General features: G+C 39.7%; 18 protein-coding genes. All 18 read left to right on the forward strand.

All coding sequences use genetic code 11. From position 1 onward, the window contains the following. On the forward strand, window positions 1-459 hold a 459-nt coding region (locus C5L21_RS07965), incomplete at its 5' end, for an ROK family protein (protein WP_133286088.1). Window positions 460-530: 71 nt separating this feature from the next. After that, complete coding sequence (locus tag C5L21_RS07970; protein ID WP_085699736.1) at window positions 531-893, forward strand: winged helix-turn-helix transcriptional regulator; 363 nt, start codon at window positions 531-533, stop codon at window positions 891-893. Window positions 894-1,210: 317 nt separating this feature from the next. Next, a complete protein-coding gene (gene pheS / locus C5L21_RS07975) occupies window positions 1,211-2,260 on the forward strand; it encodes a phenylalanine--tRNA ligase subunit alpha (RefSeq protein WP_012305059.1) in 1,050 nt (349 codons plus the stop codon). A 2-nt stretch (window positions 2,261-2,262) separates the two neighbouring features. Next, window positions 2,263-4,722, forward strand: a complete 2,460-nt coding sequence (gene pheT / locus C5L21_RS07980) for a phenylalanine--tRNA ligase subunit beta (RefSeq protein ID WP_085699734.1) — start codon at window positions 2,263-2,265, stop codon at window positions 4,720-4,722. A gap of 80 nt (window positions 4,723-4,802) precedes the next feature. Further along, complete coding sequence (locus C5L21_RS07985) at window positions 4,803-6,089, forward strand: UDP-N-acetylglucosamine 1-carboxyvinyltransferase (protein ID WP_004900127.1); 1,287 nt, start codon at window positions 4,803-4,805, stop codon at window positions 6,087-6,089. Window positions 6,090-6,193: 104 nt separating this feature from the next. After that, window positions 6,194-6,460: a type B 50S ribosomal protein L31 gene (locus C5L21_RS07990; protein WP_004900125.1), complete on the forward strand. Its 267-nt coding sequence runs from the start codon at window positions 6,194-6,196 to the stop codon at window positions 6,458-6,460. 130 nt (window positions 6,461-6,590) lie between these two features. Continuing rightward, window positions 6,591-7,967, forward strand: coding sequence for a 23S rRNA (uracil(1939)-C(5))-methyltransferase RlmD (gene rlmD / locus C5L21_RS07995; protein ID WP_004907390.1), 1,377 nt, complete (start codon window positions 6,591-6,593; stop codon window positions 7,965-7,967). Between the two features lie 113 nt (window positions 7,968-8,080). Beyond that, on the forward strand, window positions 8,081-9,415 hold the full coding sequence (locus tag C5L21_RS08000) for a UDP-N-acetylmuramoyl-tripeptide--D-alanyl-D-alanine ligase (protein WP_004900118.1): 1,335 nt from the start codon (window positions 8,081-8,083) through the stop codon (window positions 9,413-9,415). A 20-nt stretch (window positions 9,416-9,435) separates the two neighbouring features. Further along, window positions 9,436-10,572, forward strand: a complete 1,137-nt coding sequence (locus C5L21_RS08005; protein WP_004905167.1) for a serine hydrolase domain-containing protein — start codon at window positions 9,436-9,438, stop codon at window positions 10,570-10,572. Window positions 10,573-10,610: 38 nt separating this feature from the next. After that, entirely contained in the window at window positions 10,611-12,179 is a 1,569-nt protein-coding gene (gene cshA / locus C5L21_RS08010; RefSeq protein WP_004900112.1) for a degradosome RNA helicase CshA, read from the forward strand. A 105-nt stretch (window positions 12,180-12,284) separates the two neighbouring features. After that, window positions 12,285-13,466 carry a bifunctional folylpolyglutamate synthase/dihydrofolate synthase gene (locus tag C5L21_RS08015; protein WP_085699730.1) on the forward strand — a complete coding sequence of 394 codons (1,182 nt, stop codon included), beginning with the start codon at window positions 12,285-12,287 and terminating at the stop codon, window positions 13,464-13,466. Continuing rightward, window positions 13,463-14,866, forward strand: coding sequence for an MFS transporter (locus tag C5L21_RS08020; protein WP_085699728.1), 1,404 nt, complete (start codon window positions 13,463-13,465; stop codon window positions 14,864-14,866). Before C5L21_RS08015 ends, C5L21_RS08020 begins: the two co-directional genes overlap by 4 nt. 29 nt (window positions 14,867-14,895) lie before the next feature. Further along, window positions 14,896-15,507, forward strand: coding sequence for a JAB domain-containing protein (locus C5L21_RS08025; RefSeq protein ID WP_085699726.1), 612 nt, complete (start codon window positions 14,896-14,898; stop codon window positions 15,505-15,507). A 161-nt stretch (window positions 15,508-15,668) separates the two neighbouring features. Beyond that, window positions 15,669-16,886: a tRNA guanosine(34) transglycosylase Tgt gene (gene tgt, locus C5L21_RS08030; RefSeq protein WP_004900103.1), complete on the forward strand. Its 1,218-nt coding sequence runs from the start codon at window positions 15,669-15,671 to the stop codon at window positions 16,884-16,886. An 88-nt stretch (window positions 16,887-16,974) separates the two neighbouring features. Continuing rightward, window positions 16,975-17,346 carry a preprotein translocase subunit YajC gene (yajC, locus tag C5L21_RS08035; RefSeq protein ID WP_004900100.1) on the forward strand — a complete coding sequence of 124 codons (372 nt, stop codon included), beginning with the start codon at window positions 16,975-16,977 and terminating at the stop codon, window positions 17,344-17,346. Window positions 17,347-17,397: 51 nt separating this feature from the next. Next, complete coding sequence (locus C5L21_RS08040) at window positions 17,398-18,135, forward strand: alpha/beta fold hydrolase (RefSeq protein ID WP_004905161.1); 738 nt, start codon at window positions 17,398-17,400, stop codon at window positions 18,133-18,135. Beyond that, window positions 18,122-20,668: a bifunctional lysylphosphatidylglycerol flippase/synthetase MprF gene (gene mprF / locus C5L21_RS08045; RefSeq protein ID WP_004907382.1), complete on the forward strand. Its 2,547-nt coding sequence runs from the start codon at window positions 18,122-18,124 to the stop codon at window positions 20,666-20,668. The genes C5L21_RS08040 and mprF overlap by 14 nt, the downstream gene beginning before the upstream one ends. Before the next feature lie 64 nt (window positions 20,669-20,732). Further along, window positions 20,733-21,383 carry a YfbR-like 5'-deoxynucleotidase gene (locus C5L21_RS08050; RefSeq protein WP_176606018.1) on the forward strand — a complete coding sequence of 217 codons (651 nt, stop codon included), beginning with the start codon at window positions 20,733-20,735 and terminating at the stop codon, window positions 21,381-21,383. Window positions 21,384-21,387 lie beyond the last annotated feature (4 nt).

The following is a 21,387-nucleotide window of genomic DNA, read 5'->3' on the forward strand; positions in this document are numbered from 1 at the left end:
GCTGGTATTGTGTCAGGTGGCAAATTGGTGAGTGGTTATGGGCACCCAGAAGCTGGACATATTTTCTTGCAAAAGCATCCTGAAGATCACTATGAAGGTCATTGTCCATTCCACGGGGATAATTGTTTGGAAGGCTTGGCAGCTGGTCCAGCCATTGAAGCGCGTTGGCATAAGAGTGCTAAAGAAATTCCTGACGGAGATAAGGCATGGGAAATTGAAGCCTTTTATCTAGCACAAGCAGCGCTAGACTATACCATGATTTTGCGACCAGAAAAGATTGTTTTTGGTGGTGGTGTGCCACATCGCGAAACCTTATTCCCATTGATTCGTGCGAGTTTTGCTGAACAAATGAGTGATTATTTAGATGTACCTGATTTAGAAGATTACATTGTGCCAGTAGCTAACGGCGATAACGCTGGTATTCTTGGTTGCTTCTATTTGGCTAAAACATTGTTGTAAAATTCTTACTTTTTGTCAACGTTATGGTTCTATGTTATTATTAACATATCAATAATTTCGAGGGCAATCTCATGACAAAAACAATAGATAATACAGAGAGTATTCTATGCCAAAATTTTACTAATACATTTCAAATTTTAGGCAGAAAATGGAACGGACTCATTATTGAGACGCTCCTCATTAGTGGACCAAAACGATTTTTGGAACTTTCGAGAGCCATTGTGAGTTGCTCTGACCGTGTGTTAGTTGAGCGACTCAAAGAGTTAGAATCCGTACACTTGGTTAAGCGTGTAACATATGATAATTCTAGCTTAATTGAATATAAATTAACTGAGGCTGGTGAGGCGATGCGGCCGATGATGGCTGCGATACACGAGTGGTCCGATAAATATAATGATGTCACGCAAGCAAAACATGCAGACAGTAATGACTGAGCATGATATACTATAAGTGATTTAATATAATTTTACACGGAGAGTGGCCTAGTAATTGCGTTTTTCATGTTAAGCGAGTGATATATTTGGTGTAAATATCATCATGCAACGATGCAATGAATTTCAGTCATGAGTGTTTGGTTTAATCACCAACGTAAGACTGCGTTATAGTCCTAGAGCTGGTAATTTATCAGAAAATTGGGTGGTACCACGGTTGTTTGACGTCCCATGTTATCTTAAGAGAAGATAACATGGGATTTTTTGTTGCAACAGGATTAGATTAGATAAACTAAATGGCATAATAGAGAGGAAAAATGATGAGTTTAATTGAAGATCTTAAAGCCTTAAAAGCGACAGCTGTCGCAAGAATTAATGCTACTGAAGCGGATGTTGAAGCGCTAAGAGTGAGCTTATTAGGGAAAAAAGGTGAGTTAACGGCCTTATTAAAGGGTATGAAGGATGTTGCGCCAGAAGAGCGTAAAACGGTTGGTGAAATTGGAAACGATGTTCGCCAAACGATTACGACCCTGTTAGCACAAAAAAAGGCAGCAGAAGAAACGGCACGACTAAATGAGCAATTAGCTGCTGAAACAATTGATGTGACATTGCCAGGTAGTGCACACCAAGTTGGTCAGCCCCACGTTTTGCAACAAATCATCGATGAAATAGAACAGCACTTTTTGGGATTAGGGTTTGAAATCATTGATGACATTGTTGATTCGCCAGAGGTTGAAACGGATGAATATAATTTTGAACGTGAAAATCTACCTAAAGACCATCCAGCACGTGATATGCAGGATACCTTTTATATTACGCCAGAAATCTTATTACGCACACAAACTTCACCTGTGCAGTCACGCTCGTTGGAAAAACATGATTTTTCAAAAGGACCATTAAAAATGATAGCGCCAGGCAAGGTGTATCGTCGTGACACTGATGATGCGACACATTCGCACCAATTTCATCAGGTCGAAGGGATGGTTGTCGGCGAAAATATTACCATGGCCGACTTAAAGGGCACGTTGTTATCAATCATGCAAAAGTTATTTGGCGAAAAGCATCAAATTCGTATGCGACCATCTTATTTCCCATTTACGGAACCTTCAGTTGAAGTAGACGTATCTTGGAATGAAGTCACGCCAGATATGAAACCAGAGGATATTGAATGGATTGAAGTGCTTGGTGCAGGCATGACCCACCCGAATGTTTTGCGAATGGATGGTATTGATCCGGAAAAATATAGCGCGTTTGCCTTTGGCTTAGGACCAGATCGCTTTGCTATGTTGAAGTACGGTGTAGATGATATTCGTCAATTCTATTTGAACGATGTTCGCTTTTTGTCACAGTTCAATCGAAAGGGAAATTAACAATGAAGACAAGTCTAAAATGGTTAAATGAGTATTTAGAAGAAAGCGTTGCCGTAGATGAACAATCAGCTGCTGATTTGGCTGAACGTATTGAACGAACAAGTGTTGAAGTTGATTCAGTCACAACACTGGCTGGTAAGCAAGATGGTTTAGTTGTTGCTCAAGTCAAAACGGTAGCACCACACCCAGATTCAGATCATATGGTGATTACCCAGGTTGATATAGGCCAAGATGAGTTGATTCAAGTTGTTACTGGCGCACCAAATGTTGCTGAAGGACAATATGTTATTTTGGCACAAGTTGGGTCACATATCATTGATCATAATACCGATGATATAATAGAAATAAAGCAGGCGACACTGCGTGGTGAAACTTCATTTGGTATGCTAGTGGCACTGCAAGAGATTGGGTTTGATAATAAAATTGCTCCTAAGGATTTTGATGCGGGCATCTATGTTTTTGGCGAAGAAGATAATGTGCATGCTGGCGATGATGCCATTGCTATTTTGGGCATGAATGAACCGGTCATAGATACAGATTTGACACCCAATCGCTCTGATATGCTATCAATGCTGGGTACAGCTTATGAGTTTGGCGCAATGCTTGGCATAAAAGTTGTCATCCCCGATTTTGATTTAGTTGAATATGAGCCGTTGGCAGCCGACCAGATTCAAATATCGGTCGAAAGTGATGAACTAGCGTCGAAATATGCTGTTCGTGTCATTAATAATATTACAGTGAAAGACTCACCACTTTGGTTGCAAAAGCGTTTGTGGAATGCGGGGATGCGACCAATTAATAACGTTGTTGACATCACGAATTACATGATGTTAGTTTATGGGCAACCACTGCACGCGTTTGACTTAGATAAATTAACAACAAAACAGTTAGCAGTACGCCGCGCCAAAAACAATGAACAACTCACCACGCTTGATGGCCAAACGCGTCAATTACGAGCCGGCGAAGATATTGTTATTGCAACAAATGATGCACAACCATTGATGTTAGCCGGTGTGATGGGTGGTATGAGCTCTGAAGTTGATCGTTCGACCAAAAATATTGTGATTGAGTCGGCTGTATTTAACCCAAGTTTAGTACGTGCTACCGCTCGACGTCACAACATTCATTCCGAAGCGTCATCACGATTTGAACGTGGCGTGAATAGTGATCATACGTTTACAGCCTTAGACCATGCTGCAAGTTTGGTAGACACATTAGCTACAGGGCAAGTTGCACGCGGATTACTGACTGCTGTCAACCAACCGCGTGAAGCAATCCAACAAGCGATAACTGTTAATCGCGTGAATCATATCCTAGGCACAACGTTGACACTAGCTGATGTGACGACTATCCTCGACCGTTTAGCATTTGAGTACACGATAGTGGATTCGAAAATTAACGTTGTGTTACCAGCGCGTCGTCCAGATATGAGTATTGAAGCAGATTTAATTGAAGAAATTGCTCGACTGTATGGTTATGATAATTTACCGGTTACTTTACCATATGGGCCAACAACACCAGGCAGCCTGACCAAAGCACAAAGGCAAATTCGTGCTAGTCGGAAAATTTTGGAAAGTTTGGGCATGAACCAAGCGATTTCATACGCCTTAACAACACCTGAAAAAGCGCAACAGTTCGCAGAAAACCCAGCAGCCAAAGTGGTAACATTAGATTACCCAATGAGTTCTGATCGTACAACAGTACGGCAAAACTTATTAGCTGGTTTACTAGAAGATGTTGCGTATAATGTTAATCACAGTGTGCGAGATATTGCACTCTATGAGCAAGGTCGTGTATTTGTGGCCAATGGCAAAAACGAATTGCCAACTGAAATTGAACATTTGGCTGGTGTACTGACTGGCAACATTGTTGAGTCATCTTGGCAACAAGAAAAAGCAGAACGTGTTGTTGATTTTTATGATATAAAGGGTATTGTTGTAGCTTATCTAGAGCAAATCGGTGTTAAAAACGTGCGGTACGTTGCGACTGACCGTCACGCTAATATGCACCCAGGGCGAACTGCCGATATATACACTGATGATGTTTATCTCGGCTTTGTCGGTCAAATTCATCCTAAAATGACACGTGCTAAAAAAATGACACCAGTGTATGGTTTTGAGTTGAATTTGTTTACTGTCATGTCTGCTGCAAAGGAAACAGTAAGTTATCAACCGGTGACACGATTCCCACAAGTAAGCCGTGATGTTGCGCTGTTGATAAACGACACAATCACAAATGAACAAGTGATGACAGTTATCCACCAAGCTGCAGGTAGTAAGCTAGCTGATGTGACACTATTTGATGTTTATGCAGGAGACAAACTCCCAACCGGTAAAAAGTCGTTAGCTTATCAGTTAACCTATCAAAATAATGAAGGCACACTAGTCGAAGCAGAAGTTAATGATGATTTTGAGGTTGTCACAAAAGCCCTTGTAGCTGAGTTGGGTGCAGACATTCGGTGACCATAGGCAAATTGATTTGAGTTCAAGAAGAATTCACTGTATAATTAAAAACGGACTATAACGTTTTTTAAGGAAAATTCATGGCTAAAATAATTATTCGTGGTGGCAAACGTCTCCATGGTGAAGTCACAATCGGTGGTGCAAAGAATTCAACAGTTGCACTTATTCCAGCTGCAATATTAGCTGATACACCGGTTAAGTTCGACACCGTACCGCAGATTCTTGATGTTAAAAACTTACAATTAATTTTGGATGCAATGAATGTGCATTCCAATTTTGAAAATGGTAATTTAGACATTGATCCAACGCAAATCACGGAAAGTGAATTGCCAAGTGGCGCGATTAAGTCTTTGCGTGCCTCATATTATTTTATGGGGGCATTACTAGGACGCTTTAATCGCGCAACAGTTACTTTCCCTGGTGGTGATAATTTAGGTCGTCGACCAATTGATCAACATATTAAAGGATTTGAAGCACTTGGTGCAACAGTCACTGAAACTAATGACATTATCCATATTGATGCCACTGAAAATGGCTTGATTGGTGCACGTATAGCATTGGATACTGTATCGGTTGGGGCTACCATTAACATTATTTTGGCTGCCGTGCGTGCTAAAGGGCAAACTATACTTGAAAATGCTGCTCGTGAGCCAGAAATTATTGATATTGCAACATTTCTAAATAACATGGGTGCCAATATTCGTGGGGCTGGAACAGATACTATTCGTATTGCTGGTGTACCAAGTTTGAAAGCGCGTAACACGCATACAGTGATTCCAGATCGTATTGAAGCCGGTACTTATATGAGTATGGCTGCTGCTTTTGGTGACGGAGTCACAATCAAAAATGTTATTCCAGAGCACTTGGAGTCATATACCTCAAAACTCATTGAGATGGGGGTTAATTTGGATATTGGCGAAGATGCCATACATGTTTACCCTTCAGACCAATTGCAACCAGTTAGTATCAAGACCATGCCTTATCCTGGGTTTGCAACTGATTTACAACAGCCCATTACACCATTACTATTAATGGCCAATGGGGAAAGCATGATTCAAGATACCATTTACCCTAAGCGTGTGAAGCATATTGCAGAATTACGTCGTATGGGTGGAGACGTTGATTCTGAAAAGCCAGGGCATATTCGTGTCAATTATTCACCGAGATTAATTGGTACAGATGTAGAAGCTGCTGAAATACGTGCTGGCGCAGCTCTTGTGATAGCAGCAATTATGGCTGAAGGTGAGACGGTTATCAATGATGCAGATCATATTTTGCGAGGATATGATCGGATTCAAGATAAGCTAACTGCCTTAGGTGCAGATGTTTCAATTGAAGGCATTGACTTGATTAATTTAATGCCGTGAACCATTGATAAAATATGTTGCAACGTAAATCATGATATGATAAACTATACTAGTTATATACTGACTCTGTTACAGAAGTTTCAGGGCGCTAAGGAGAAATAGTTATGCAAGCAGAAATCCACCCAAATTACCGTCCAGTTGTTTTTCTTGATGCAACAACAGGTAAGAAGTTCTTGTCAGCTTCTACTGTTACATCAAATGATACAACTGAATTTGAAGGTCAAGAATACCCAGTTATCCGTATGGATATCACATCTGACTCACATCCATTCTACACTGGTAAGCAAAAGTTCACGCAAGCCGATGGTGCAGTCGACAAGTTCAACAAGAAGTTTGCTGGATTTGGTTTTAAGAACAACGAAGACAAGTAATTGTTCTTAGTAAAAGCGTTCACGGTAGTGAGCGCTTTTATTTTTTATTCATCTTATTATTGAGAAATGGAGGGCATATTGTTATTGCAGCTTTGCTATTTGGTTTTGCGATAATCATATGTTGTGTATAATGTCGAGAACAATTCTTCCAGTTAAATTACATGAAATAATCGTTGCAACGGTTGATGATATTAGACTTGATGGCATGGGGATTGTCTATGTCACGTCAAAATATCCATTGTATATTGCCGATGCGATTCCTGGCGAAATGCTCAAAATTGAAGTTATTCAAGTTGATAAATTTTCCGGCTATGCTAAAATTATCGAGCGATTAACAGTTTCTGATCAACGTCAGGACAGTCAAAGGCAATATTTAATTGAGGCGGGAACAGCACCATTAGTTAATTTGAAATATGAGGCACAACTCGAATTAAAGCGGCAACAGGTAAAGCGTTTATTTGAAGCACAAAATATTGAAGTTGTTGTTGATAGTACGATAGGTATGGCCAACCCTACCTATTATCGTAATAAGACAATTGTGCCTGTTAAATGGCAAAATGGTCATTTAACTAGTGGTTTTTATCGTCGTGGAACACATGAATTGGTTCCTATGACTGATTATTTCGTCAATGATGCCAACATCGACCAAGCGATTATTACTGTACGTGAAGTATTAGAAAATTATCAAATTAGTGCTTATGATCCTGATACACAGGTGGGCGCTATTAGATATATTATGATTCGCCGTGGCTATTATTCACATGAATTGATGGTGGTTCTCGTCGCAAATGATGCGCAGATTAATCATGAGTCGGCAATTACACAAGAATTACGACAAAACCTCCCTGAACTTAAGAGTCTGATTTTTAATTACAGTCCTAAAAAAGATTATGTGTTGTTGAGTCCAAATAATCGGACATTATGGGGAGAAACGGCTATTAAGGATACCTTGTTAGGTTATACTTTTCTCATTGGCCCAAACTCTTTTTATCAAGTTAATCCACAGACTACAGAGGTGTTGTACGATTTAGCGGCGCGTAAAGCTGATTTAAAAACAACAGATATTGTTATTGATGCTTATTCAGGTATTGGCACAATTGGTATCACGGTGGCTAAACAGGTTCGAAAAGTACTTGGGGTTGAGGTTGTACCTGGTGCTGTGGCAGATGCACAATTAAACATGCGGATGAATCACGTCGATAATGCGGAATACATTTTGGCAGATGCGCCACAACAATTTAAATTATGGCAAGAAGCCAACCTACAACCTGATGTGGTCTTTGTTGATCCACCGCGGCGGGGATTAACCAATGCGTTGATTAAAGCAACGACAGATATGGCTCCTGACAGGATTGTATATGTCAGTTGTAATCCTGTCACATTAGTTCGTGATGCGTCAGAATTAGTGCAGCAAGGTTATCATATTGACGGACCAGTATTGCCAGTGGATCAGTTCCCACAAACATCGCATGTAGAAAGTATTACAGTATTTAAGAAAAATTCTTGATATAATATACGTATGACAGAAACACCGCGTATCACCAAGATGGCTATATGATATTGTTGTATGTCATGTACAAAATTGGCTAGATAAAACGGTGCTTTTATTTTGGAGATAAAATGAACGACTCACTTAAAAACATTGCTTCAGTGCTTCAGGCTAATTCGCAAGGGGACGCCGATATTACTGGTGTTGCCTTTGACTCTAGACAAGTTAAGATAGGTGATTTATTTGTAGCCCTCGTGTCAGAACATGATGGTCATCTTTATATACAACAAGCTTTGGCTAACGGTGCTGTGGCAGTGCTAGTTGATGATCAGCATGCTATAACACCAGATATACCAGCTATTATTGTGCCAGATACATTATTAGCTTTACAACGATTAGGACAATATCGTCGTGAAATGGTTAATCCAAAGGTTATTGCTATTACGGGGTCCAACGGCAAGACAACGACAAAAGACATGACTGCGGCTATTTTGTCGACGAAATTTAAAACATTTAAGACACCTGAAAATTATAATAACGAAATTGGTGTGCCTATGACGTTATTGTCTATGCCAGATGACACAGAAGTATTGGTTGTAGAATTAGGCATGGACCGCCCTGGGCAACTAACGGTATTATCACACTTGGTCATGCCAGATATTGCGATTATTACAATGATTGGTGAAGCACATATTGAATTTTTTCAGACAAGAGATAACATTGCCCGTGCTAAATTAGAAATTACACAGGGACTTAAATCTGATGGTATTTTACTTGTGCCATTTGATGAGCCCTTGTTGACGCAAGCAGCTGTTAAAAGTGATAGGCAGTACTTTGGCGAAAAAGTATCGGCCATTCAAGCCTTGGCTACTGTCACAACATTTACATTTGAACAACAAAAATTTGCAATTCCTGTCATGGGTAGGTATAATGTTATGAATGCGCTCGCAGCGATTTCAGCGGGTAAGCTACTATCTATTGATTTAAAACATGCCGCCTTGGCATTAAAAAACTTTGATTTGACGAAAAATCGAACTGAAAGATTAGTGACATCACAAGGCGTTGTTTTAATTAGTGATGTCTATAATGCTAATCCAACAGCTGTTGCTGCTGTATTATCAACCTTAAAGTCACTTCCTGCTCGGCGAAAGTATGTTGTGTTAGGCGATATGCTAGAATTGGGAACACAAGCAAATCATCTTCACGCTGAATTGGGACCAAAAATACTCGATACAGATGTTGACGGTGTATACTTAGTAGGATCATTATTTAATCAAAATACCGCACCACTTTTAATGTCAAAAATGGGTGTGGAAAGGGTGCATTTGTATCAAACGGATCAGCTCAAGCAATTGGCTTCAGATTTATTGGCTATCAGTCAGCCCGGTGACGTTATTTTGCTAAAAGCCAGCCATGGGATTCATTTAGAAGAAGTTGTTCAGCAGCTCACATCTGAACAACCTTAGTTGTCATTGGGGAAGCAGCATTGAAACGTACACAACATCGTCAACTTAAATATTTTACGTGGCGTCATTTTCTGATTACTACGGTAATTATCCTAATCTTAGGCGTTGGTACTTGGGGATTCTATCAAGTTACCAAAATGCATGAAGCTGAGGCCGCACATCCAGAAACACAAGATGCGTTAGATCAGATTGATCAAAATGTTTTTCTTGAAGACAATGATCACGCTGTATCGGCTAACCATCAACTTGAAAAAGCTGGTTTTACAGGTACTGCTTTGCTTGTGGAAAATAATCGTATCATTTTGCAAAAGGGTTACGGTTATGCGAATGAGGCAGAAGATCGGTTCAATAACCCGCAATCACTGTTCCAAATTGCCTCAATACAGAAAAGTTTTACGGCAACGTTGATTATGCAACAAGTTCAGCAGGGGAAGCTGAGTCTAGAAACACTGTTAGCAAGATATTACCCTAACGTACCTAATGCAAGGCGAATTACGATTAAGCAGTTATTGACGATGACTAGTGGTTTATCACAAACAGGCGAAGATCAAAACGTTATCTCTGAGTTAGATAATGTTAACTTCGATGCCAGCCATGTTAAGCTGTTACCATCAAATCGGTGGACGTATCAAGCTATTAATTTTCGTTTATTAGCTGGCATTTTAATGAAGATTACGCACCAAAGTTATTGGGAGCTATTTAACAATGTGTTTAATAAGCAGTATCATTTGAATATTGCTAACTATGAAAACTTTATGCATAGTGAGCATCGAACGATAGCTTATCAAAATGGTAATATCGTCCCCGATAATCCGCGTCAGTACGCACGAGAAACGGGCACCGGCAATGTGGCAATGTCTGCGGGCATGCTATATCGTTATTATCGCTTGTTGATTGATCACAAGATTATTACTGTCTCACGTTTGCATGATATGTGGCAACCAGTTGTCGGAGAATCCTATTCAAGTGGCTTATATCATTGGGGTAAGTACAATAGTGGCCATGGCATATTGGATGGGTTTGAACCGACAATTGTTATAACAAATAATGGACGTAGTGCAGTTATTTTGTTAAGCAACAGCCGCGTAAGAGGGAAAAGCTGGCAACCGCTGGCAAAAGCACTATTTACACAAATGACAGCCATTAAAACACGTTAGATGGCTATAGGCGCTACAAAGCGCAGAGGAGAAAAATTTTGAAGTTTAGTGAATTAGGTTTGTCACAAGATATTTTGGATGCTATTGCAACACATGGCTATGTGGAAGCAACACCCATCCAAGAAAAAACAATTCCGCTAACATTAGCGGGTAAAGATGTTATTGGACAAGCGCAAACAGGAACTGGAAAAACAGCTGCCTTCGGTTTGCCAATATTAGAACACATTGATTTAAGTAATAAAAACATTCAAGCTTTAATTGTTTCACCTACACGTGAATTAGCAATTCAGACGGCTGAGGAACTTAAAAAATTAGGCCGTGATAAGCACGTTGATGTGCAAGTTGTCTTTGGTGGTGCAGATATTCGTCGTCAAATTCAAAACTTGAAATCGCATCCACAAATTCTTGTCGGTACACCAGGCCGTTTGCTTGATCATATTAACCGTAAGACAGTTAAAATTGATAATGTTAAGACATTGGTGTTGGATGAAGCTGACGAGATGTTAAATATGGGATTCTTGGATGACATTGAATCAATTATCAAGAACACACCAGCAGATCGTCAAACATTGCTATTCTCAGCAACAATGCCACCAGCTATTAAGCGTATTGGTGTCAAATTCATGACTAATCCTGAGCATATTCAAATCGAAGCAAAAGAATTGACAACTGATTTAGTTGACCAGTATTTTGTACGTATGCGCGAGAATGAAAAGTTTGATACAATGACACGCATCTTTGATGTACAAGCACCTAAGTTGGCGATTGTGTTCGGTCGTACCAAGCGTCGTGTTGAAGAATTATCACGTGGTCTAGAAGCACGTGGCTATCGTGCAGCTGGCTTGCACGGTGATTTGACGCAACAAATGCGTTCACGCGTTTTGGCACAGTTTAAATCACACGAAATCAATATTCTGGTAGCAACTGATGTTGCTGCACGTGGTTTGGATGTTAAGGATGTTACACATGTTTATAACTTTGATATTCCTCAAGATCCTGAATCATATGTTCACCGTATTGGCCGTACAGGTAGAGCTGGCGCTAAAGGCGTTTCAGTAACACTAGTTGCACCAAATGAAATGGATTACCTTCGCGCAGTTGAAGATCTTACCAAGAAACGTATGACACCATTGGAGCCAGCTTCTTTGAAAGAAGCACGTATTGGTAAAATTAAAAATGCGGCAGATGAAGTGCATAATATTGTCAAAAAAACAGATGTTAGCGAAATTCAAACAGAAGTTGATAAGTTGACAAACCAGTATTCTTCAGAAGAATTAGCGGCAGCACTTTTGTCATCTGTAGCAGATTTGGAAAAGCAGAATACACCAGTTGAAATTACCCGCGAACGGCCATTACCACGGCGTAGAAATGGTAGTGGGTCACGTAATGGTGGTGGCCGTGGTGGCGATCGTCGTGGCAATGGCGGTGGTTATCGTGGTGGTAATCGCAGTGGCGGCTCAAGAAACGGTGGTGGCAACCGTGAGCGTCGTGGTAACAGTGAACGTCGTTTTGGTGATTACAAGCGTCGTGATGGTCGTTCAAATGAGGGACGATCAAATAATTCATCACGCCAGCGTCGTGAATTCACTGTCCGTGAAAAAGATTAACACTGAGCTATTTATAACTACTTAGATAAAACGATGAAACCGTCCAAACAAGCTGTTGGTCGGTTTTTCATTTCCCAGTACAATTGCACTTATTGGAGGATAGTCATGAAGACAGTAGAAGACGCGATTACCTTTATTCATAGCCGCCCAAAGGGTGGGCAAAAGGAATCTCTGCATCGTATGTTTACGCTCTTAAATGCATTAGATAATCCGCAAGAGCAATTACCGCCGGCAATCCATGTGACTGGTACAAATGGTAAGGGATCAGTGTCTACAATGGCTAGTAACATTTTACGTGTTGCAGGTTATCGTACTGGTTTATTTATTTCCCCTTATATTGTTAATTTTAGAGAGAGAATACAGATTAATAATCAGTGGATTGCCGAACAAGACTTACTAGAAGTGGCACAATTAGTAGAAAAAAAATTAATCACTGTGGATCAACAGTTGGCACCAGATGTGCCCACCGAATTTGAAGTTTTGACGGCAATTATGATGACCTATTTTGCTCGTGAAAAGTTAGATGCTTTGGTTATCGAAGTGGGTATTGGTGGTCAACTTGATTCGACAAATGTGATGCCAAACGCAACTGTTGCTGTCATCACAAGTGTTGGCCTAGATCATCAAGCGCTGTTAGGTGATACCATCGCAGCAATCGCTGAGCAAAAAGCCGGAATAATTCATGATAATATGGCGGTTGTGATAGGTGAATTGCCAGAAGCAGCGCAATGGGTTATTGAAAAGCGATCAAAAAGGCCAATAATTCATGGACATTCTGGCCAATTTGAGCAAGGTCTACCTGGACAATATCAAGTACAAAATACTGCCACTGCAGTGGCGGCAGTCAACGCTTTTGATGAGAGTATTACGGTTGAACAAATTCAAAATGGTCTGAAGCAAAGCCAGTTTGCTGCGCGTTTTGAGACAATTAGGCCAGGTATCATAATCGATGGCGCACACAATTACCAAGGGTTAATGCAATTAGTGACCGCCCTGAATACGGGAGAATATGAAAAGCAAACGAAGACATTAATTATCGGCAGTCTGATGGATAAAAACGTTGTGTTAGCCTTCAGCGATATTTTGACACAAGCTAAATTTGATATTGTGCTGGTACCTTTTACTGGCCCTAACGGTAGACACAGCCTAAATATTTCATCAGTTGCTAAGCAATATGCCATCAAGACGGCTGATAGTTGGCAAACAGCTTTTCATGAAAGTCATAGTGATATGACAATTTTTACAGGTTCTTTATATTTTGTTAGTGAGGTGAGAAATCAACTATGATGAGAATACAAACTGAAAAAAAATTATCCATTCGTTTAATATTGAGTGTGTTAGCAATCGGACTTTTAGGTTTTTCCGATATTATGTTGGAGACGGCTTTGAATGTTAGTTTCCCAGTGTTGATGAGAACCTTTAATGTGCCGTCAAGTACAGTGCAATGGTTAACATCTGGTGTTATTTTATTGACAAGTATGGTAGTTATATTGTCACCATGGTTGAAGAAGCGGTTTACCAATCGTAGTCAATTTGTTGTAGCGACAGTCATATCGATTTTAGGGGTTTTAATTGACGCAGTCAGTAGTCATTTTGGTCTGACTTTGTTTGGCCGCTTGTTACAAGGCATCGGTGGCGGTGTTGGCATGCCGCTGATGTACAATGTTATTTTTGAACAGGTACCTGAAAAAAAGCGCGGCACAATGGTTGGTTTGGGTTCACTAATAATTTCTTTTGCGCCAGCTATTGGACCGGCTTTTGGCGGCTATTTAACGCAAAACTTCGGTTGGCGTACAGTGTTTTGGGTTGTGTTACCTGTTCAGATAGGGTCACTTATTTTAGGCTGGTTTACAATTAGACAAGTTTCAGAGGTCGTCCGAGAAAAATTGGATTTATTCGGCTGGTTACAATTAAGTTTGTTTTTTATATCAGGTATCTTCTTAATTGAACGACTTAGCACACATGGATTGATCAATGTGATTAGTGTTGTCTTGTTACTAGTAATGATTATTAGCTTGCTGAGTTACTTCAAACGATCAAAACGTATTACATATCCACTGATTGATCCGGCTATTTTTAAATTTAAGAGTTTTTCTTTGAGTGTTGCGGCGTCTTTTACGACACAGGTCGCAAATTTAACATTTAATTATGCCATACCAATGGCGCTTCAAATTGTACTTTTGAAAAATTCACAAGTGGCTGGGCTGACGTTATTGCCTGGCGCACTGGGTTATGCTTTTATGGCTATTGTCTCTGGTAGACTTTACGATCGTTACGGGCCTAGATTGCCAATCGTCACTGGCATAACAATGATTATTGTTGGTGCAATGATGATGCTATTTTTACCATTAGGTGTTTTCAATATGACATTGAGCTTTATGGTAGTGCAACTTGGTGCCGGCTTTTGGTTTGGTAACAACATGACACATGCAATCAGCCATGTACCGGTTGCGTACCAAAGTGCGGGAAATTCAATTTTTTCAGCAACCAATAACTATTCAGCAGCTGTCGGTATTGCACTTGCTGCTGGTGTGATGACTATTTTTCAAAACCACAATAGCACTTTGAACTATATGGCCAAAACAAGTCTTGGGACAACCTGGCTATTTGGGTTAGACATCATTATTGTTATTGTGGCGGCAACACTATCGCTTAGGGCGTTAAGGGTTGTGAATAACAAGGCTTAATCACGTATCATTCTAGTAAGAGGTAGAAAATGATATTAGATGATCAAGTCGAAAAATTTTATACATTGCTAGGATATGATGGGCGTAAGGGCGTTGATGACTTAAGACGGTTTTTCCCCCATGATTATGATTTGAATGAGATTGGGCATGATACGATGATGGATTTTATTGCGGATAATCCAACGTTACATGGCGCATTGCTCACCGGTATTGCGATTGGGCAGCAGGTGGCAGCGAGTATACGACCAGTATTATTAAATGCAAAATTTTCCGAAAATATTGGCCACTTTGCTCAGCAGAAATTAGGTCATTTTAAGCAAGAACAGTTGTGTGTGGCACTACTTGATGCCCAGTTAAATGTTATAGGTTGGGAAACGGTATTTATTGGTAGTTTAACCAGTGTCCAATCTTCACCACGTGAAATATTTCAGCGCGTCTTGATAGCAAACGCGTTAGGATTTATGATAATTCATAATCACCCGAGTGGGAATGTTATGCCATCGGATACCGATATCGCCTTTAGTCAACGGTTAAAGAAATTAGGTGATCAGATGGCGGTGCCAATGTTTGATTCTTTTGTTGTCACCTATGACAGCTACTGGAGTTTATCTGAAAATGCACAACTCAAGTGTCCTGCTTAATTAGATCATGATGATATGCCGCCTGCACAAGAACACGCTACTTTTTTTGTGCATCAAAAACTGGTAAAATAATATGGGTAAGTTTGATATCGACATTGATAGAAAAGGAATAAGCTATTGCGCCGTTGCATAGTCAACGTCTTTAGCCTAACAGATAAAACATGGGACAAGAACATCCAGCAGTATGGTACGAACACCTTCATACCGAAAAACATACAGGGGCACGTCGAGGGCGTATACATACGCCACATGGGACGTTTGAGACACCCATGTTTATGCCTGTCGGTACACAAGGTGCAGTCAAAGGTGTAGGTACACGAGCGTTAAAAGAAATTGGTTCGCAATTTATTTTGAGTAACACTTATCATTTATGGGTACGGCCAGGTGATGAATTAATTGCCGAAGCTGGTGGCTTACATAAGTATATGGGCTGGGATCAAGCAATTCTAACGGATTCTGGTGGCTTTCAGGTTTTTTCTCTATCAGATGCACGAAAGCTAAAAGAAGAAGGCGTTACCTTCCAAAACCATGTTAATGGCGATAAAATGTTTTTATCACCAGAAGTGGCCATGCGTATTCAAAATAACTTGGGATCTGACGTTATGATGCAGTTAGATGAGGCGATTCCGTATTTTGAAAGTTTCGATTATATTAAAGAATCAATGCAGCGCTCTTTACGGTGGGCTGATCGAGCACAAGTTGCGCATCGTAATCCTGAAAAACAAGCATTGTTTGGTATTGTGCAAGGCGCTGGATTCAAGGCACTCCGTACAGAATCGGCTAATGGCTTGGTGGGAATGGACCTACCAGGTTATGCCGTCGGTGGTCTATCTGTAGGGGAATCCAAACTGGAAATGAACCGTGTACTAGATTTCACTATGCCATTATTACCAGAAAATAAGCCACGTTATCTCATGGGGGTTGCTGCACCGGACTCACTGATTGACGGTGTAATTCGCGGTGTAGATATGTTTGACTCTGTGTTGCCTACTCGCATTGCACGTAAAGGGACCTTGATGACACGCTATGGCCGCGTTGTTATCAAGAATTCTAAGTACAAAAATGATTTTTCACCATTGGATCCTGATTTGAGCTACTATTCACCAAATCATATTCGACAAGCGCAATTCGGTAATCAAGCACAATTCGATAATCCAGACTACAATCCTTTCCAAAATTTGACACGTTCGTATTTGCATCACTTGTTTAACGCTAACGAAATATTGGGTGCCCAACTAGCATCGCAACATAATTTACGTTTCTTGTTACAATTCATGGAAGATATGCGAACGGCCATCGAAAATGATGAATTACTTGAATTCCGAGCAAGAGTAATGGAAGAATACGGTTATAATAAGCCAAATGCGCGCTTATTTTAAGACAATTATTGTGTATTGTTTGGTATAATTAAGTTATACTGTTTACACAACAATGAATCGTATCAGTTAAGAAAGTAGGAAATATTATATGAATTTAAGTTTGATTCTCCCATTAATTTTGATTGTTGGTATGTTTTGGTTTATGAGCCGCCAACAAAAAAAGCAACGTGCAGCGCAAGAGGAACGTCAAAGTAACCTAGTAAAAGGCACAAAGATTATAACAATTGGTGGTTTGCATGCGGTTGTAGATAGTGTTGATCAAGTTGCAAAGACAGTTGATCTAGATGCAGAAGGTGTCATCTTAACATTTGATATGGCAGCTATTCGTACAATCGTACCTGAAGCACCAAAGGCAGAACCAACAGTTGCAGTCGAAGATTTGAAGCCTATTGCTAAAGATGAAACTGCAGATGCAAAAGAAAATATTACATCTGAAACTGATAAGCCTTCAGATAAATAAGCGGTATAATAAAGAGAGCAATAGCTCTCTTTTTTGAATGGAAATTACTAAATGACAACAAAATCAATTATCGTGCCGGATGGGACAAAAATTGTATATGACGAATATGGTAGTATGACACATGCGACCATTTTTTTGTTGCATGGGAACGGTAGTTCTGCACGTTATTTTAAGCCTCAAATTGAGCAATATGCAAGATATTTTCATGTTATTGCGCTAGACTCACGCGGCCATGGTCGCTCTTCCAATACTAAAAATAAAATAGAAATTATGGCTATAGTTTCAGACATTGAGTTTATGAGAAAAACTTTTAATTTGTCGCAATTTATTATACTCGGGTATAGTGATGGTGCAAATATCGCTATAAAATATGCGACTGTATACCCTAATCGTGTTTATCGGATGGTACTCAATGCACCAAACCTCAGTAAAAAAGGCATTTATAAGATTCTATGGTGGCTTGATAGTTTTGCGCAGCATTTAACGCGTGTATTAGCACCGATTAGTCATTATGCAGCCCGGCGCCACAAACAGCTGCATGTTATGAGTGAGCCACTCAACATTTCGCGGGGCGATTTACAGCGTGTTGCGGGTGATGTGTTACTCGTCATCGGTAGCTTTGACTTGGTTAAGCGTCGACACATTGAGAGAATCAGACAATTATTACCACATGCTGAAATGATGGTCATACCTAGACACAGTCATTTTATAACTTACACTAATCCTAAAAAATTTAGTCGATTAGTCATGCCATTTTTACTCGGGGGAATAAAACATGCCAAAAATTAAGTCAATCTTGTCACATTTAATTATTCCAGCGGTTACAGTAATATTGATTAGCCAACTAGTCTTTATGACGCGTGAAATTACGTGGAACATGATTCTAGAAACAATTAGTCAAATTACTTGGTGGCAAGCGCTACTGCTAATTATATTTGGATTTGTCACTATTGTACCCACGTTGTTGAGTGACTTTATTTTGGCACGTTGGCAAGCATACAATATTAAACGAACTGACTTGATACAACGTGCTTGGTTGATTAACGTTTTTAATATTAATGCTGGTTTTATTGGCACAGTGAGTTTGCTATTGCGGCGAGTGTTCTATTTTGATCAAAAAAAATCTAGTCATTTGAAGCCCTATCTTCAAGTATATTTGTTGGGTCTTACTGGTTTATTAGTGGCAAGTGCTGCTGCTATTGTCGCAATATGGCTGCATTTTCTGACGGGATTTGAAGAAAACATGATTTGGTTAATAGCCATCTTAATGATGGCTATTGTTGTTGGTTTCATTTCTATCGTACCGCGTTTTCATTTTTGGCAAGGCATCAACTTATTGGTTGTTAAACGGCTATTAACGGTATCACTCGCTTCTTTTGTTTTACAAATGGCGCTATTTGTTGCTATCGGTGTCACATTAGGAATTCATTTGCGCTTGGCCATTATGATGCTGGCATTCATCTTAGCCAGTACAATTGCTTTAGTTTCCATGACACCAGGTACGTGGGGCTCATTTGATGTGGCTGTACTTTTTATCCTATCAGATTTATCAGTCAACTCGGATCAGGTGGTTGTTTGGCTTATTTTATACCGTGTCGTATATAATGTAATACCCTTGCTGAGTGCGTTTATTTTACTGATTTATCGACTATCCAAAAAAATTAATAGCGATTACCGTGGTGTGCCACATTATGTTGCACGCGCAGTAACACATCAAGTCACAACAGTGATGTTATATTTGACTGGTATTTTACTGGTTTTGTCAGGCACAATGCCAACCATTGTGCAGCGTGTTATGATATTAAATCATTTACGGTCTTGGCCGATTACATATGCTTTAGCTAATCAATTACCAAATATTTTGTTGGGATTTTTATTACTCATTAGTGCCCGAGGGGTGGCCAATCGTGTTAAAAGGGCGTATCAGTCAACTATCGTCTTATTAGTTGTCATTATTATTTATGCACTGTTTGAATATCGGCACATTGTACCGATGGTTTTGGTGGGGGTGTTGTTATTCGCGTTTATGACAACTCGGCAAACCTTATACCGAGAACAATTTATTCATTCATGGGAAGAGCAAATTGTTGACGGGGCAATTTGGGGTGCGTTGATTATCAGTTATTTATTACTCGGTATTGTAAATACGCCAATATTTAAACACAACTATCATTTTCATGAACGAGGCATGATACCTTCTGTTCACTGGTGGGTTATGGGCGCCATTGTTATTTTAGTTGTTGCTACCTTTAGCTTATTGCTATCGCGCTATTTACATGCCCATCAACAACAATTAGGTGAATCATTTGATGAAATACGGCTTAATCGTATTTTAACAATTGGCGATACGCATTATACCAACCTAGCATTTTTAGGTGATAAACGCTTTTATTATTATCAAGTCAATCACGAAGATAGCGTAGGCATGCAGTTTAGATTAGTTAACAATAAAGCTATGGTGATGGGTGATCCTTTTGGTGATGCGAGCTATTTTGCTGAAGCGATGCAACAATTTGTTGATGATGCTGATGTGTTAGGCTACGTACCAGTGTTTTACGAAGTGAGTGAACAAATTGCGATGTTAGCACATGAATTTGGGTACGATTTTTTCAAATTAGGAGAAGAAGCACATGTTGTATTAGATGCATTCTCTACGGCGGGTAAAAAAATGCAGAATGTCCGGTCTGTTGTTAATCAAGCTGGACGAGCTGGTTTTGAATTTAAAGTTCTCACACCACCGTTTAATGAAGAAATCTTGAAGCAATTACAAAAAATTAGTGATGAATGGTTAGCTGGGCGAGAGGAAAAAGGCTATTCCTTAGGTTTCTTTGATCAGAATTATATACAACGTTACCCGATTGCTGTCTTATCTAAAGATAATCGAATTGAAGCTTATGCCACTTTAGTAACGTCCCATACCGAACGACAAATGGCTGTAGATTTAATGAGATTCACAAAGGCAGCGCCAAATGGCGTTATGGATGTTTTGTTTGTTAATACAATTGCTTATGCCAAGTCTCAAGGATTACAAACACTTAATTTAGGCATGTCACCGTTAGCTAATGTTGGACAACATAGGCAAAGCTTTGGTCGAGAAAGATTAGCTAATCTGGTTTATCAATTTGGCTCAAAAGTGTATTCCTTTGAAGGGTTACATCATTATAAGAGTAAGTTCACAAAAACATGGGTGCCGATGTATATTGCCTATTCTAGAAAATCATGGATTATCATGGTAATGATTGGCTTACTCAAAATTGATAATAAGGGTGTCAAACGTGCACCAGCGTTTAAAGTCGTGTATGATAAAGATAATGATTTTTAATATATAGAGGAGGAAATATGATGCCATCATTATCTCACTGATGCGTGTCATAGACCAATTAATGATGCCAATGCACGAATTTTTTATGGGGATGAATCAGTTAGAGCTCATCAACCGGGCACCAGGATTTTTCAAATATCAACCACACAATGTTGCGGCGCATTCTTGGAAAGTGGCGCAGATTGCACAATTTCTAGCAGATGTCGAAGAGCAAAATGGTAAAACCATCAACTGGCAATCGGTCTATGAAAAAGCGCTGAACCATGATTATACTGAGCGCTTTATTGGCGACATTAAAACACCAGTTAAATATGCCACCGCAACCTTGCGTTCAATGTTAGCTGATGTTGAAGATACGATGACTGAAAATTTCATTAAAACTGAAATTCCGACACAATTTCAAGCAGCCTACACCCGGCGATTGGGTGAAGGAAAAGATGAAACGATTGAAGGTGAAATATTATCTGTTGCCGATAAAGTTGACTTAATGTATGAGGCCTACGGTGAATTAGAAAAATTCAATCCAGAACCTGTTTTTGTTAACATTTTCCAAAGCAGTTTGGAAGCATTAGCTGAATTTCAACATATGGCGAGTGTTAAATACATTGCAACAGATATTTTACCTGATATTTTTTCAGAAGATTTCATTCATAAGGACTTGTTATTTGACTTAGCTAAAAGTCTGTTACCAGATTTTGCTGCAGCACAACAATAACTGA

This window comes from Leuconostoc citreum (assembly GCF_004354555.1).
Classification (GTDB): Bacteria; Bacillota; Bacilli; order Lactobacillales; family Lactobacillaceae; genus Leuconostoc; species Leuconostoc citreum.